This window comes from Natrinema amylolyticum (genome assembly GCF_020515625.1).
In the GTDB taxonomy this organism is placed as follows: Archaea; Halobacteriota; Halobacteria; order Halobacteriales; family Natrialbaceae; genus Natrinema; species Natrinema amylolyticum.
On the sequence record NZ_JAIWPJ010000001.1, the window covers coordinates 1,001,936 to 1,018,439 of the forward strand.

Genomic DNA, 16,504 nt, shown 5'->3' on the forward strand with positions numbered 1-16,504 from the left:
GAGGAGACACCGCGCGCGGCCCGTAGTACGTCCGAAGATCCCGAATTAATTTCGTTACATCATCGTGATCCATCTCGGCGATCGGAAACGTGACGATGTTGTCGGCCAGGAATCGCGTCCCAGAATAGCGGTGTCGGGGGCCCGAATGCTCGGAGACGAGTCCCCACGGTTCGTTCCAGATGGCTCGGACGCAATTGCCTCGAGATCTGAGGTATTCGATCAGTGCGTCGCGGTCCCCGGGGGCGGTCGCGGAAAGGACGTAGTGGACTCGTCCGGCGGTATCGGGCTGAACCTCGAAGCCGTACGTCTCGAGTACTCTCCGGAGGGAGGTCGCGATCGATCGGTGCTCCCCGAGCGCTCGCGGAAATTCCCGTCGAAGGTATCGATCGAAGAGCCACTGGTTGAGCGGGTCGAGTCGTCGGACGGACGGCTCCTCTCCACCGTTCAGGAGATACTGTTCGGTCTCCTGAGTGACGTAGTGTCTGTCACCGATGAGCCGGTCGTACGACGTCCTGATCCGTTCCTTGTGTGGAAGTTCCCCCGGAAGTACGGTGTACAGGAACTTCACGAACAGATCGATATTGATCGAGGGAGACGTTAGTTCGACTTCCGACTGGGACGGTGCGCTCGCGAGAACGCCACCGGTGAACAAGGGCGACACTTTCGACAGGGAAAAAATGGCGTAGTCACCGAACCCACCGACCGATCTGCCATCGCGCCGTGCACAGAGCGCCCTCGCGCAGTCTTCGATCAAGACGACGTCCTCCTCCCGACACCGGTCGACCCATCGCTCTATGGGGACTGGCAATCCGAACGCGTGGACAACCAACGCAGCGTCGACGTCTCGTAAGTGGGACTTCGCTCGATCGAAATCGAGATGATACGTGTCCGTATCGACATCAACAAAGACGGGGTCTATCTCGTACCGTTCGCAAATCGGTCGAAGAAACGGTTCATCGATAAACGCTGGAACGAGCACTTTCGACCCACTCAGAGACTCTCGTTGCACGATTTTCTCGAGTGCCGCACTTCCCGACACAGTATACGCGACTGAGCGGTTCGCTGGGAACGGGTCAACCATTCCATGAGAAAACGGAATCGATTAGGGATAAGTGACTGTGTTAGTACACAGTTATATAATAGCGAGAATGTCGTGAGAGAGAGTACTAAAAACGTTCAGCCGAGGGTAAAGTGATAGTGAGCGGATAGTAGGTTCAGTTGCTACTTAGTAGCAGATATACTAAATCGCGTGCCAGAACTGATTTTGAAGCTGAGTTTCTAATACACTATTACCCCGACAGGACTACTGTGGGCGTCTTACGGCTTGAACCACGGCTTTCCTGAGGGGCTATCAGTTATCAGCCGCCAATGTCGTATAACTGACAACCGGTCCGCTCGATAGTCTTTGGAAATAGCAATAAGCTATTTATATCGGTAGTAGATTGTTGGAGTTCGAATCGAGGACTCTGCCCGCAACAATGCTGATACTCAGAACTACAAGCGAAGTACTGTGTTATGATCAACTAACCAACAAATTTCGATGGGGCTTCGTACCCGTAAACGTGGAGTCTGGTTGTGCGCAACGAGGGAAAGTACTACCACCCTATGATACTTTTCCTATATAAAACATAGAACGAAACGAAATACCGGTTGAAGCGGGACAATCGGTTTAATCGCTGAACAGTTAGTAGGGGCGGAGACGGAAGTATCCGGGCCCGATAAAATAGTATGAAGGGAACGCGTCGAGAAGTACTCGCTATTTTCGGAGTTGTCGCGGGAAGCCTAGCAATTATCATACAGAGAGTCAATCCGATGACGTCGGACGACTCTGACGGAAATTCGAGCACCACCGGTTCAGAGGCCGGCAACGATTCGGAAAACGGGAACGGCTCGAGAAATGTCAATCCGCCGGAAGCCGTTAATCCGCCGAAAGATGTAGAGGTGGCCGAAGGGATCGAGATGTTCACCGATCTCTACGTCGATTTCCGCGACTGGAGTTGGACGGACAAGTTCACCGAGAGCGATCCCATCGGAAACGTCTATCTGACCAGCGACCCGGCCTACTACGAACGCTCGCTCCGCGTCGAGATCCCGGAAGGAACCCACTACGGAACGTCGCTCCACTACTCATTTTCGGAAGAGTCGTGGGGGGAACCGGAATCGCTCTGGGCGAGTTACTACGTGTACTTCCCCGAATCGTTCGATCCCGAGGATCAAGTCGGCAAACTTCCCGGTCCGGCGGGAACCTACGAGAACGGCGGGTGGGGCGGGAGGCGATCCAACGGAACGAACGGGTGGTCGGCACGAATGGGATTTAGGCGCGACGGTTCCGACAGAGTCGGACTCGATTACTACGTGTATCACGCCGATATGGACGGCTACTTCGGCGATTTGTTCCACTGGGACCGCTCCGTTTCGAAGGGGCAGTGGCACCGAATCGATGAGTACATTCGACTGAACGATCCGGGACGAAATAACGGGGTCCTCGCGGGGTGGGTGAACGGAGAGAAAGCGTACGACCGGCGGGACATTCGGTTTCGGGAGACGTCCGAGTTAAAGATCGAAGACTACTGGTTCACCGTTTACTGGGGTGGCATGTCCACCTCGCCGGCGAACAACGAAATACTGTTCGACAGTCTCACGGTTCGGAGGCCGGTATATAACCCTCAGGGGTAGCGAAGCAGTCGGTATCCCCCCTCTGGTGATGACTCTTTGCTGTCCGGTCGGGTGAAAGGCTGTCGGAGACGCCAACTAGTAGTGAGGAGACGGCGAGTGCCGGTTTGACCGATCTATTTCGGAACGACAGATGGCATTATTTATAAAAATCATCGATTCCCGGACAAATGTTTATTGACCCACCGATAATAGGGGAGTGCGTATCGACGAGGATGTCTCCCTACGGTTTCAGGATGCGATGACTGATGGGTTGCGTCGGGGAAGGGGCAAAGCCGTATCGAGATCAGGGGGATTCACTCCCCTGTAACAGAACCACCTCCCGCTGCTCGGTCAGTTCGGGAGGCTACTGTCCGATCCGTTCGATGGCGGAGAAAATCCGGTTAGATCCTATCACCACGTCTATCACCAGCATGAAAGTACTGCACCTCCCGTATTTCGAGAACAATCCGTACCACCACGAGTTAGGCGACGCACTCGAGCAACGGGGCGTCTCTGTCCAGTTCTCGACCGGGTATCCGAGAGACATCGTACGAACAGTATTCGAAAACGGAATCCCCGATGTCCTCCACTTGCACTGGATCTCGTGGTTTCTAATCTCAGATAACCGACTATTGTCGGTTATCAAAGCGACCGTATTTATCGCCGCGGTGATCTGCGCAAAACTGCTTGGCATCAGAATCGTCTGGACGGTACACAACTTCCTCGAGCACGAGCGCCGCGATCCGCGACTCGAGCGATTCTTCAAACGTCACCTCGTCCGGTATCTGTTCGACGATGTCATCGTCCACTGTGAGTCGGCGAAAGATCAGCTCGTAACCGTCTACGATCTCCCGCACTCCGTCACCTCGAAGCTGACAACGGTTCCGCACGGAAATTACGTCGATGCCTACGAGAATCGGATTTCAGGCGAGGGGGCGACCGAGAACCTCGGTCTCCCCGAGAGTGCGACCGTCATCGTGTTTTTCGGCTCGATCAAGCCGTACAAGCGCGTCCCCGAACTGATCGAGACGTTTTCCCATATCGACGAGGAGAACGTCCGACTTCTCATCGCGGGCAACCCGATGAACGACGACGTCGCGCGCTCGGTCGGTGCGGTCGCACGCCGCGACGACCGCGTCGAAACGGCCCTCGAGTTCGTCCCCGTCGAGGAGGTGCAAGTGTATATGAACGCGGCCGACGTCGTCGTACTACCGTTCGAGGATATTCTGTCCTCCGGGAGCGTACTCCTCGCCATGTCGTTCGGGAATCCGATCGTCGCTCCGCGAGACGGGTGTCTGCCCGAAATTCTCGCCGACCAGCACGAGTTGCTTTACGACTCCGACGATGAGTCCGGACTCGAGGACGCTCTCGAGCGCGTACTCTCGACCGATCTCGACGAACTCGGACGGCGAAATTACGAACGGGCACTGACGTTCGACTGGGACACGATCGCCGACCGAACGTACAGCGTTTACACCGGTCGACCGGTATCGCCACCCGCTATGACTGAAAAACGAACCATCTCCGATACGACCTCAGATCAATGAGCGACACGCGAAAATCACCGACGGCGTCTCAGATACGTCGGAACGACCACCGGCGAAGCGAATCGAAAGGTCACGTCGCCGTCTTTCAAACCGCGATGGAAATCGGCGGGATCGAACGAGTGTTGCTCAATCTGATCCAGGAGTTGGACGATCGCGGATATACCGTCGACCTGGTGCTCACTCGATCGGAGGGTGAGTTCCTGTCCGAAGTTCCCGATGCGGTCAGTATCGTCGATCTCGATCCGACAGCCGTCCCCGGAGTCGGCGTTTTCTCGGCCGTCCCGTCACTGATCCGCTATCTTCGCCGAGCGGAACCTGAAGCGCTTCTCTCGGGGAAACCGCACACGAACCTCGTTGCGCTCATCGCTAGTCGCCTCTCGGGAGTGGAGATACGAACGATACTCGGCCTCAACGCGATGCTCTCGCATCACTTAGAAACTACGGATACGCTGAAATACCGTACAATTATACTGCTCTCGAAGTACCTGTATCGGTTCGCCGACGAAATCGTCGTCGCCTCCGAGGGATCGAAGATGGACGCCGCGACTGTCCTCGAGATGCCGATGGACACGATGCGGGTGATACACAATCCGGTCGTGACACCACGGTTGTTAGAACGGGCGGACGAGCCCCTCGATCACCCGTGGTTCAGTGACGACGCCCCCCCTGTCGTGCTGAGCGTTGGTCGTCTCCACCCGCATAAGGACTACGCGAACCTCATACGTGCGTTTGCACGAGTGCGGGCGACCAGGGACGCCAAACTCGTCATTATCGGTGAAGGCGATCGGAGGGACCAGTTGACAGCGCTCGTCGAGGAGCTCGGCCTCGAAGATGACGTCTCGCTTCCCGGTAGCGAGACGAACCCGTATCCGTACATGCGACGGGCATCGGTTTTCGCTCTCTCTTCGATCACCGAAGCGCTGCCGTTAGCGCTGATCGAGGCGATGGCCTGTACGTGTCCGGTCATAGCGACCGACTGCTCGAGCGGACCGGTTGAAATCCTCGACGGGGGTCGGGTCGGTCCGCTAGTTCCACCGAACGATCCCGACGCGCTCGCTGAGGCGATCATCGATACGCTGGACGATCCCCCCGACGAAGCGATACTGCGCGAGCGAGCGATGGACTTCTCGGTAGCGACGATCGCGGACGAGTACGAGCAGGCGTTGTTCCCGGAGTAGCGAACGGCCGGGGGACGCTTCATCGCCTCGCCGACTCGTGCGACGGGTGAAAACGATCCCGCTCGACGGACGTTTTCGGCCTTGCGATCGAAGGGGCCCGGTAATAGCCCGGTATCGAGAGCCCCGAATAATCCTATGTTACTCGGTTTCCGAACGTGGACCGGTGATCAATTATAAATGCTATGTCGCCGAATCGATGATGCGGATACCAACCGATTCGAATCGGAAGCGGAGTATTCCCTCGTGTGATGAGCTCGCGTGACCGACTCTCAGTCTCGATTCTGACCGTCGTACTCCTCGGCGTCGGCAGTATGGCGTACCTCCTCGTTCAGAGCTACGTCTTGCTCGAAATGGAGGGCGCAGGAACGACCGATATCGTTCGCACAGCGTGGTTCGTTGCGCTGGCCGTCGGAATAGCGTTGGTAGGCATCGCGACGCTTTTCGAGAAATAATCTCGGGAGCGATCAATACCTGGTTTCGCGCCGTCACGCTCCTACGGATTCATGTCCGCGATTGCGGTCGCTATACGTATGAGTATCAGGATCGAAAGACTCGAGGGGGAGAAACTCGATCAGTGGGACTCGTACGTCGACCGATCCTCGCACGCGTTACCGTTTCACCGTCGATCAGCGCTCGAGTCGATCGCTCGACACCACGGTCAGCGGGGACATCCGCTCGTCGGATACAAAGGACAGGAACCCGTCGGACTCTTTCCCCTCTTCGAGACGAAAATAGGTCCGTTCACGGCCGTCGGATCGCCGCCGGTCGAGACCGAAATCGCATACATGGGGCCGTTACAGATCGGGTTGGACGGCGCAAAACAGCGGAAAGTGGAGACGGCTCGTCGTCGATTCATCGAGGGTTCGCTCGAATGGATCGACACCAGACTCGATCCGGATCTCGTTCACGTTCAGTGTGCGAACGGGTTTACGGATGCGCGCCCGTTTCTCTGGAACGACTTCGAGGTCACGCCCACGTACACGTACGTCGTCCCTCTCGACAGCGATCCCGACGAGCTGCTCGCGTCGTTCTCGTCGGACGCCCGTCAGAATATCCGCCAGTTCGAAGAATCAGACGGAACCGTCGAGATCGGAGGGGTCGACGCCCTCGAAACGATCAACGGACTGGCTCGATCTCGGCTCGAGGAGAAAGGGCTCGAGCACAACCTTTCGACGGCGTTCCTCGAAGACCTCTACGAGGAGCTCGGACCGGACTGCGTTCGACCGTACGTTTGCGCCGTGGACGGCGAGGTCGTCGGTGGGATGCTCACGCTGAAGGGCAGCGGAACCATCTATCGCTGGGTCGGCGGTGCAGTCCCCGAGGTCGATCTACCCGTAAATGAGGGCATCGACTGGCGAATCATCCGAGACGGGATCGAAGACGGGCTCGACCGATACGATTTGCACGGAGCGATGGAGCGAGGGGTCAGCGAGTACAAATCGAAGTTCAACCCCGAACTGACGCCGCTGTACGAGATCGAGCGGAAGTCCTCGAGAATGAAGGCCGCCTCGGGGGTGCTCCATCAGGTGCCGGAGTCGATCAGCTCCATGATTAACTGACGCTACTCAGGCCTCGAAGAGGCCGATCGACCAGTGATGATTGCCGAATATGCGTTGTAATCCGATGTTCCCGTCGACCACGCATCGCCACTGACCGTCGACGTAGACCGAGTCGAGGTGATGCATTTTACCGGCGTTCCAGCCGATCAATCGCTCATCCGGTTCGAGGACGGGCGACTGGGGATGTTCGTGGTCCTCGTAGCTCTCTGGTGTGAGCCGGGTCACCTCGAACGCCCTGAGTTTGGATCCGTATCCGGCGGTGCAGTCCTGTAAATATAGGAGGATTCGATCGTGTCCGACGATCGGTCGGCCACCGGGTCGGCCGCCGGTCGGCCGGTCCGAGACGACGGGATTCTCGGGATGAGGGGTCCAGCCGTCGGCCACCAGTTCGTCGCTGTAGTAGGCGTAGAGGTTGCGGCCGTCTCCACCGATGCTCCACCAGCGGTCGTCGAATCGGAACGTGACGACGTCGTTCAGTCGATGCGTCGGAGAAACGAGCGTCGCGCATTCGGTCCACGACTCGGGAAAGTGGCTCGCCCGGTACAGTTTGATGTCTCTGGGCTCCCAGTTAACGTGGTCCCACCGGTCGGGAATCATGTAGTGGCTGCCCTCCCACTCGAAGACGTACGGAAAGGCGATATGGGTGTCGGTCCGGAGGACGACGTCCGTAAACGACCACGTCGCGCCGGCGTCGCGGCTCCTCGCGTGACCGATGACGGCCGGCGGATCGCGATGTCCGTTGAAGATCTCGAAGAACAAATGCCAGGTATCGGATTGGACGAACACGAACGGATCGGCGACGAATTCGGCAGTCCCGTACCCGAAGACATCGGCGGCAGTCAGGACCGGGTTATCGATCCCGCGGGCAGGCCGTGGTGACAGCGGTTCGTGGTGGGGAAACTCGTGAGCGATCGGCGGGATCATCGTCGCCGTCGTGTCGCTGTTGATCGGAGACGGTGCGTTCGACGGCCGGGCGGACTGGCGACCGTGAGTGATCACTTTGCCCGCCTTCCATCGCAGATCCTTCACTGCCGAAACGGTGCGGAGAAACGCGTTTCTGGAACTCATGTGATCGGAGAGCGGTTGTGTAGCAGTCCGGCCGTGCGCATCACAGCAGCGACCCGGTGAAGCGGTCGGCCGTCGAGACGAGATCGTATCAATTTGCGGAATGTAGCAGTCATGTCCGTAAAACGCGTTCGGCAGTCAGCTCAGTCACTGTCGCCGTCCGCCGATCTGACAATGTAGTTGTCGAACTCTCCGTTCGTGTAGACGTGGTCGACGGTCGAATCGTTCTCTAATCGCTGGTATTCCGACGGCGTGTGGCGCCAGTTCTCGGGGTAGTTGGGATAGAGACTGGGATTTTCGATCCGTGCGAGTTCCGTAACGCGGAGGTAGGTGTCCGTCTCGTAACTCTGCCCCGCCGTCGAATTGTTATCGTAGCCGAAGTGATCCGGCGGTGCCGTATCCCGCTCGCGAATCTCCCAGGTGGGTTCGGTCCCCATCGACTGATAGTCGATGTGTCGATGCTGCAAGACTCCATCGTCTTGGGCGGGCATCGTCTCGTTCTCGTTATCGAGCGCCCACTCCATCCCCTCGATCTCCCGATCGGTCACTTGGAGGTTCTCGTTGCCGGTGAACGGGGAGGGAAAGAGCAAAAACACCGAGAGGAAGACCAGAATCAGTAGGAACCCGTACATCGAGAACGTGAGGAGTTGCTTGGTACGTCGGTTCCGCAGGGTACGACGCATCGATAGGTATCCGAACCCGACGAGGATGCCACCGGCCAAGAGCCCGTATCGAGTGAACCTGAGCGGTTCGAAAATGACGTCAAGGAAAAACGCGACCGCGCCGAACGCGAACGAGACGAGGAAGATACCGGCGAGCCAAACGACGTACGTGTCGACGGCCACTCTCCCGTGGTAGCGTTCGTAGCCGAGATAGCCCAGGATCACCAGCGTGACCGAACCGACGATCGCCTCCATGCCGTAGGAGGCGATACCGCTTTGCAACAGGTCGATGAGGCTCGGTGAGACTCTGTCCGCAACCGTCGAGACGTGCTCGAATTGTGACGGTCCGCGGCCGGTGACGACCGATGCGCTGCTCAATATGACCGTATCGAATCGAGAATACCATGCGAAGAGCACGACGAGCACGATGAGACTGATCGAAACCGACGGGACCGGCTTTCGACCGGCGACGAACTGGCTCAACCGCGGATACTTCGAAAGCACCTGTGCGATGGCGAAAAACCCGACGATGAGGAGACCGGTCAACGGATGGTAGAAGACGGTCGCGAACACCAGAACGAGCATCGCGACCGTCGACCAGATCGCGTTCCGTTCCTGGGATTTCAGACAGTAGAGGACGACTATCGGACTCAGGAGGAAGCTCAGATTGTACGGCGTAACGTGGAGGTGACTGAACCCGACGAACAGGAGCGACGCGAACGGGAGGACGACGATGAACTCCCGTCTCTCCGGGAACAGATACCGAAGCAGCGAGTAGACCCCGAGAAGGAACGCGATCGAGAAAATCGGTGAGATCGCCTGCATGATATTGATCGGCTCGATTCCGGTGAGAAACGAGAGCGACGCTGCGAGCAGATGCATCATCGGATAGTAATTGTCCGGCTGAAGCGCGTGATTGACAGTGACGTAATCGATACCGCCGGCGAACGTGAGCGTGTCCGCTCGCCCCATCACGTACTGATAGCGCAGCGTCGGTAGAACGAGGAGGAGTCCGCTCGCGGTTACGAGCAACGCGTATCCCCGCTTCCAGTAGCCGGTAATGCGCGACGAAGTGGCATCCTCGAGGACGAGGAGCTGTCCGACGAAAATCGTCAGAACGATCGATATCCAAAACGCGGTCGGATAGGCCGTATAGATCGATATCTCGTATCCGGTGGCCTGCGGAGTCGTTGCGACAACGAGGGCCGCATACGAGAGCAAGGCGGTACCCACCAAGAGCAAGACTCGCAGATACGCCTTGCGGCCCGGATTCATTGGCACCTCCCTACTCGAGCCTCCCTAATGACGTTTGTCGTGGTAAGGGGGCGTAGCATCGCATTGAAGGGGCGAAATCAGTCTTTGTGGGAGCGAGTATCGGCGGACCGTCGCGAGTCCCTAGCCGTCCCCTGACGGGAGCATCCGCTGAAGCCGATCGGGGGATCGCTCGAGCATGTAGGAGATGTCGTCATTGTCGATCGCGCCGACCGTTACGGCCGTTAATAGAAAGATGACGAGGCCGACCGGCGGCACGGCGAAGAGCGAGACGAAGGGGGAGGCGATGATCGTGTCGAGCGGATAGATGACGCTGCCCGTAACGAGGGTCGTCGCGAGAATGCGACCGAAGCGGAGATCCCCGATCGGTTCGAAGCCGAGCGTTCGGGCGCTCCAGACGTGAAAGAGGAGCATGGAGCCGTAACTGATACTCGTCGCGACGGCCGCACCGTTCGTTCCGTACAGCGGAATGAGCAGGAGGTTGAGAACGATATTGAGCGCGACGGCGGCACCAGTCGCGTAGATGAGCGCCCTGAGGTTTCCTTTCCCCTGACCGATCGCGAAGATCGGACGCGCGACTGCGAAGCCGACAACGCCGATCAAGAGGAGTCGGAGCGGCGTGATCGAGGCCGTGAATTCCTCGCCGTAGTAGAGCGGGACGAACGAATCCGCGAGCACCGCGATACCGACGCAGAACAGCATCGTCACGAGGAAGACGTACCGAGTCGCGAGCGCCGAAATTTCGCTGATCCGATCCAGGCGGTCGTTCGACCATAGCTCCGACGACGAGTGGAGAAGGGCGAGCTGGACTGCGAACGGAACGACCCACAGGAAGTCGGCGATGACGATCGCCGCCTGATAGTAGCCGGCCTGTTCGCTTCCGGCGAGCGGGTGAAGGAGAAGGATGTCCGTGTACAGCAGCGCGTTCAGGAGAAACATCAGGACGATGGTCCGGTTGTTGAACGCCAGTAGCGTCCGGCGCGGAAAGTCCGGCGGCGTCCGGCGGAAGATCGACGAGAACGAAACCATTCGCGAGAGCATGACGAACGCGACGGCCGCGGAGACGAACACTGCGACGATGTGTCCGATGAGAACGCCGGAGACGCCCAATCCGGCGTAAACGAGGCCGATCGCGATCGGCCAGAAGAAGAGTTTCTCCAGGATCATCAGCGGTTCGGAGAGATGCTCGTTGCCGAGTCCCATCAGTACGCTACGACCGACGGCACGTAGTTGTCGGGCGATTAGCAACACCCCGAGCAGGTAAAAGTACGTCTCGAACTGCGGATCCAGGACGAACTCGATCACACCAACGCGCGCCGCGATAGCGATAACGATAGCACTTGGAACGACAAAGAGCACTGCAACGCGGAAGTAGAAGCCGAACACGTAATTCTGCCACTCTTCCGTCTCGCGTTCCTCGGCGATGTATTTCCGCACGCCATCGAAGACGCCGCCGTTGACGAACACCCACGCGACGCCGAGGAAGGAGAGCATGAACGCGTAGTCGCCGTACTGGGAACTCCCCAGGAACCGGACGAGAAACGGCGTGAGCGGGAACGCCAGCAGCATGACGACGACGTTTGAACCCGCGATAGAGATGATTCCCCGGAGGATGTCTCGAGACATCTATCGCTTATTCACCACCGATCGGTATAGCGTGGCCGCCGGAAATCGAAGCGGTCCCGGCCGTATGATTATCGTCTGTCACTGCTCGGTGCAAATCGGCGTTCCGCGCTCGTGGTCCGGAACCGGAACGCGCTCGTACTGATCTGGGATGGCCGATGCCGAGGACCCTCTGGCCCGCTCGCGGAGCGCCAATCTCGGCGGCGGATCTCGTACCCTCGAGCCGATCGCCGCCGCTGGAGCGGTCGGGTCCGTCACTGGAACGAGTTCGCCATCCCGACCGCTCCCGAACCTGCAACCGATACCGTCGGATTCTGGATCCTCGTCGCCGATAGTCGTCCCTAGATTCGACATCTGGTCATCACGGTCCACGCAACCTGCCACACCGGAACACAAAAGTCCACACCATGCTTCCAACCGGTTCTACGGTGCGTTACTCCCGTCGGGCCGCGGCCAGTACTCTCCTCGCGACCGAATCGCGTGGTGTCTTACGAACGCGGTCCGCCGGGATATCCGCTCTCGAGTCGGCCCGGTACGTATTCGCTCACTCAGTCGAGGACTCATACCGCTGGTACGCACGCCGTCCTGCACGGAAGAGCCCCCACAGTGCCCGCGAGCATCCCTTCTCCCACGAGACGACCGGAACGACCTCGCCGCCGAACTTCTCCTTGAATTTGAACAACCCGTCATCGAAATCGGCGGGCGTCATCCCGAGATCGTACGTCTCGTACCCGTTCTCGATTCCCCACTTCATTGCGCGCTCGTGAATCAGCTCCGAGGCGTTGTATTCGAAGTCCGTCTCCGTCACCCCCGAAAAGAAGTAGTGAAGTGACGACCGTTCGTCGTCGAGCAAGTAAAAGAGCATTCCTCGTTCTTCCCCGTCGACCGAGAGCGAGAACACTTTGATGCGGTCTCGGAACTCCAGCAGCGCCGCGAAGAAGCCCAGCGGATACGGGGTCGACTCGAGGCGTTCCATGACCGAGCAGTAGTTCAGGTAGAACTGATCGATCGTCTCGCGCGCGATTTCCCTGTCGACGACCTCGACGTTTTCGGCGTGTCCGTTACGGATGCTTCGGCGTCGGGAACTGCTCATTTCCGCGAGGATCGTCTCCCAGCCCTTTCGCAGATCGACCACGAACCGGCAGTTCGCGACGTTCGGACTGTAACCGTTGGCCGCGAATTGCGACTGATATTGGACGGTAGCGGTATCGAGTGGCCGAAAGAGGTGGGTGATCACCTCTCGACCGCAGCGGGCATCGATTTCCTCGAACAACAGCTCTAAGCAGGCGGCCTCGTCCGTCGTCGTTATCGGTCCGCCGAATCCGGGTTCGGTAGAGAGCAGGCGTTTGAACGGTGTCTTGTCGATATCCGTGACGAAGTTCGGACAGATCCCGACGAGGTTGTCCTTCTTGTATATGACGGCGTGACTCGGCGTGAGTTTCGTCCCGTCTTCGATCGCAGCGAGCCACTCGTAACGGTGGAAGACGCTGCTATGTTCGGCTTGGTCGACGACGTGATTCCACTGGTTCTCGTTTACGCTCCCGATCGTTTCGATACGTTCTGATCGCAGATCAGTCGCGTCCTGGTTTCCTCTTCCCATTATTGACCGCAGTCCGTAGATTATCGGGAACGACGGTATTATAGGCTAGCGGTGGATGCAGGGCTAAGACGTCGAATATCAGACTTTCAGTCCGGCGAACGTGTCACTCGCGTCTGTCAGCGCAGCCACCGCCGCATCGAGGGCTGGGGCGGACGACTGGTCGATCGAAACGGATCATTCCGCCGACCGGAGCGGTGATCCTTCGCTCGTGGCGAACGGGTATCGCGAACAGTCCACGAGTTGTTCACTCCGATACCCGCGGATATCCGTCGTTCTACGGTCGCGTACCCGCCGGCCACTTCGACTCGTTGTCCTCCCATTTGAGCAATGCTCCGTTTCCAATAGCCATTATTAGATCTGCCTTACACATCACTGCCGCCGCCCGGGAGCGGTAAACAGAACAATTTCGGTCGAAACGATGAATAATCCGAGTAGCTCCGAATTTTTATTGGCAATAACCATACGATCTGTCCCTATCGCGAACCCAGTAACGTGATTTTCCCACGCGTCCCGTCGTCCGTTTCTGTCCGCCTTTAGCGATCGTTTCGTTACCCTGATCGTCGCTCTATTCGATATGAGCGTCGGTAGCCGCCCTCCGTCTCGCGATTCGTGGTGTCACCTGAGCCGATATACGCGGGCCCAGAACGGCGCAACACAGTGACGGGACACGTCGATCGATTGTGAGCGACAGCGGAACTGGGTCGCGTATCAATGAGTCTATGAGGCGAGACGCCGGTTCCACGGTCACTCTCTCTTGTACGTTATACGATTCAACCGAGAGCGGTGTTTAAGCGATAGATCTGGAATACCTCACCACTCACTGGAGCGCGCTCGAGGAGCCGGAACACCCGGGATCGGAGAGCGGGCGGCGCTCCGAGCTGAGTAGCTATCGTGAAAATGTTTCCAGGACCCCATCGCTCGAGACCGGAGAGGAAAGACCATGAGTGACGATTCCGAGATCGCGATCGTTCTCGGTACGCGACCCGAGATCATCAAGCTCGCGCCGGTTATTCGCGAGTGTCAGGAGCGATCGATCCCGTACACGGTCATCCATACCGGGCAGCACTACTCCGAGTCGCTAACTGACGTCTTCTTCTCGGAGTTGGGACTCCCGGAACCGGAGTACGAACTCGCGGTCGGTTCCGGCAGTCACGGACAGCAGACGGGAGAGATGATCATCGGAATCGAGGAGGCGCTCCTCGAGGCGGAACCGGACACGGTCCTCGTCCAAGGGGATACCAACTCCGTGCTCGCTGGTGCGATCGCGACGAGCAAGCTTCCGATCGATCTCGGCCACGTCGAAGCCGGACTGCGGAGTCACGATCGAACGATGCCGGAGGAGCGGAATCGAATCGTGGCAGACCACACTTCGGAGTATCTGTTCGCACCGACGGACCAGGCGAGGCGGGCGCTGTGCGACGAAGGGGTTCCCGACGAGTGGATCTACGTCACCGGTAACACGGTCGTCGATGCGGTCGAACAGAACAAGAGTGTGGCCCTCGAGCGGACGGCGATCTTTGACGAACACGATCTCACGCGCGGCGAGTTCTGTCTGCTCACGGCCCACCGAGCGGAGACGGTCGACGACGAGGAGCGGTTCGCATCGCTGCTCGAGGGTGCCAGTCGAGTCGCCGACGCCCTCGAGATGGAGATCATCTACCCCATTCACCCGCGCGCAGCGAACGCGGTGGAGGAGTTCGACCTCGAGATTCCCGACGGCGTTCGAACCATCGAGCCACAGAAGTACCTCGATTTCCTCGCGCTCGAGAGCGGGGCCGCGCTCGTGTTGACCGACTCGGGCGGGATCCAGGAAGAAACCTGTATCTTGGGCGTCCCGTGTGTGACCCTGCGTGAGAACACCGAGCGACCGGAAACGCTCGAGGTGGGCGCGAACGTGTTGGTCGGGACTGACCCCCAGGAGATACACGACGGAGCGCTCGAAATGATCGACCGGACGCCCGACTGGACGAACCCGTTCGGGGACGGCGAGGCGGCCGGCCGGATCGTCGACACGGTACTGCACGGTGAGGCACCGATGGAGGTTGCGAAATGAGCAGCGTCTGCGTCCACGGACTCGGTTACATCGGACTGCCGACGGCAGCGATGTTCGCCAACTACGGCCACGACGTCGTCGGGTTCGACGTCGACGAGGAACTGGTCGACGAACTCAATAGCGGAGAGATCCGCATCGACGAGCCCGGTCTCAGAGCGTTCGTCACCCAGGCGCTCGAGTCCGGGAAACTGGTCATCGACGACGAGATCCCGCCCTCGAAGTATCACATCATCTGCGTCCCGACGCCGCTGGATCGCGAGACGAAACGGGTCGATCTCTCGTACGTCAGCCGGTCGGCGGAAGCAATCGCCCCCGAACTCAGGACCGGTGATACCGTCATTCTCGAGTCGACCGTTCCGCCCGGAACGACGGTCGGCACCGTCCAGCCGATCCTCGAACGCTCCGGACTCGACGCGGGCGAAGACGTCGCCCTCGTCCACTGTCCGGAGACGGTCCTTCCGGGGAACATCATCACGGAACTCAGGGAAAACGATCGGATCATCGGCGGCGTCAACGGCGTTTCGACGGAGGCGGCCGTTCGCCTCTACGAGTCGTTCGTCGAGAGCGAGATCAGAACGATGGTCGACGCGACGACCGCCGAATTCGTCAAGCTCATCCAGAACACGTACAGAGATACGAACATCGCGTTGGCGAACGAGATCGCGAAGCTCGCTGCCGACTACGGCGTCGACTCCCGGGAAGCGATCCGATTGGCGAACACGCATCCCCGCGTCGACATCCACCAGCCCGGGCCGGGTGTCGGCGGTCACTGTCTTCCCATCGACCCGTGGTTCCTCGGTCACGAATCCGACGCCCTCGACCTGATCGCCCACGCCCGTGAAGTCAACGACGGGATGGCGAGCTACATCGTCGACCGCCTCGAGGACGAACTGGGAACGGTGAGCGAACGGAAGGTGGCGATTCTCGGCGTCGCATACAAGGGAAACGTCGGCGACACGCGAATGAGTCCCGGGCTGAACCTCGGAGACGAACTCCAAGAGCGAGCGGTGGGCGAGTCGCCCCTCGAGACGCGAGCGGACGGCGACGAGCCGATTCACCTCTCGTTTCACGATCCGCACGTGACCGACCAGTCGCTCGCCCTCGAACCGTTCGACGAGGCGGTGGCGGACGCCGACGCGCTCGTCGTGTCGACCGATCACAAGGAGTACGAGACGCTGGATCCGGCGGCTGTCGAGCAGAAGATGGCGGGCGATCTCGTCGTCGACACCAAGTCGATCCTCGACGAGGCGGCGTGGAACGCAACCGATCTCGAGTTGATCCGACTGTAAC

At 59.0% G+C, this 16,504-nt stretch carries 12 protein-coding genes and 1 pseudogene; 8 read left to right on the top strand and 5 right to left on the bottom strand.

Annotated elements, in window-relative coordinates:
- The first annotated feature begins 145 nt into the window (after positions 1-145).
- Entirely contained in the window at positions 146-601 is a 456-nt protein-coding gene (locus tag LDH66_RS04890) for a hypothetical protein (protein WP_226480966.1), read from the top strand.
- Positions 602-655: 54 nt separating this feature from the next.
- On the opposite strand, the pseudogene LDH66_RS23245 reads toward LDH66_RS04890, so the two are convergent.
- Positions 656-1,081, bottom strand: a pseudogene (locus LDH66_RS23245) (DegT/DnrJ/EryC1/StrS family aminotransferase); the annotation flags it as partial.
- Positions 1,082-1,941: 860 nt separating this feature from the next.
- Here LDH66_RS23245 and LDH66_RS04900 point away from each other — a divergent pair.
- From LDH66_RS04900 to LDH66_RS04920, 5 genes are all read left to right on the top strand, one after another.
- Positions 1,942-2,676: a polysaccharide lyase gene (locus LDH66_RS04900; RefSeq protein ID WP_226479948.1), complete on the top strand. Its 735-nt coding sequence runs from the start codon at positions 1,942-1,944 to the stop codon at positions 2,674-2,676.
- Positions 2,677-3,086: 410 nt separating this feature from the next.
- Entirely contained in the window at positions 3,087-4,202 is a 1,116-nt protein-coding gene (locus LDH66_RS04905; RefSeq protein ID WP_226479949.1) for a glycosyltransferase, read from the top strand.
- Positions 4,199-5,380 carry a glycosyltransferase gene (locus LDH66_RS04910; protein WP_226479950.1) on the top strand — a complete coding sequence of 394 codons (1,182 nt, stop codon included), beginning with the start codon at positions 4,199-4,201 and terminating at the stop codon, positions 5,378-5,380. Before LDH66_RS04905 ends, LDH66_RS04910 begins: the two co-directional genes overlap by 4 nt.
- 311 nt (positions 5,381-5,691) lie before the next feature.
- Positions 5,692-5,832 carry a hypothetical protein gene (locus LDH66_RS04915; RefSeq protein ID WP_226479951.1) on the top strand — a complete coding sequence of 47 codons (141 nt, stop codon included), beginning with the start codon at positions 5,692-5,694 and terminating at the stop codon, positions 5,830-5,832.
- 78 nt (positions 5,833-5,910) lie between these two features.
- On the top strand, positions 5,911-6,939 hold the full coding sequence (locus LDH66_RS04920) for a lipid II:glycine glycyltransferase FemX (RefSeq protein ID WP_226479952.1): 1,029 nt from the start codon (positions 5,911-5,913) through the stop codon (positions 6,937-6,939).
- A gap of 6 nt (positions 6,940-6,945) precedes the next feature.
- Here the strand turns inward: LDH66_RS04920 and LDH66_RS04925 are convergent, their stop codons facing one another.
- The 4 genes from LDH66_RS04925 to LDH66_RS04940 all read right to left on the bottom strand — a co-directional run bounded on the left by LDH66_RS04925 (position 6,946) and on the right by LDH66_RS04940 (position 13,161).
- Entirely contained in the window at positions 6,946-8,007 is a 1,062-nt protein-coding gene (locus LDH66_RS04925) for a glucosamine inositolphosphorylceramide transferase family protein (RefSeq protein WP_226479953.1), read from the bottom strand.
- A gap of 140 nt (positions 8,008-8,147) precedes the next feature.
- Complete coding sequence (locus tag LDH66_RS04930) at positions 8,148-9,941, bottom strand: glycosyltransferase family protein (RefSeq protein WP_226479954.1); 1,794 nt, start codon at positions 9,939-9,941, stop codon at positions 8,148-8,150.
- A gap of 120 nt (positions 9,942-10,061) precedes the next feature.
- A complete protein-coding gene (locus LDH66_RS04935) occupies positions 10,062-11,564 on the bottom strand; it encodes an oligosaccharide flippase family protein (protein WP_226479955.1) in 1,503 nt (500 codons plus the stop codon).
- A 541-nt stretch (positions 11,565-12,105) separates the two neighbouring features.
- Positions 12,106-13,161: a peptidoglycan bridge formation glycyltransferase FemA/FemB family protein gene (locus LDH66_RS04940; RefSeq protein ID WP_226479956.1), complete on the bottom strand. Its 1,056-nt coding sequence runs from the start codon at positions 13,159-13,161 to the stop codon at positions 12,106-12,108.
- A gap of 940 nt (positions 13,162-14,101) precedes the next feature.
- Here LDH66_RS04940 and wecB point away from each other — a divergent pair.
- The gene (gene wecB / locus LDH66_RS04945; protein ID WP_226479957.1) at positions 14,102-15,214 is read left to right on the top strand and encodes a non-hydrolyzing UDP-N-acetylglucosamine 2-epimerase; all 1,113 of its coding nucleotides are present in this window, start codon (positions 14,102-14,104) and stop codon (positions 15,212-15,214) included.
- Complete coding sequence (locus LDH66_RS04950) at positions 15,211-16,503, top strand: nucleotide sugar dehydrogenase (protein WP_226479958.1); 1,293 nt, start codon at positions 15,211-15,213, stop codon at positions 16,501-16,503. Before wecB ends, LDH66_RS04950 begins: the two co-directional genes overlap by 4 nt.
- Position 16,504: the final 1 nt, after the last annotated feature.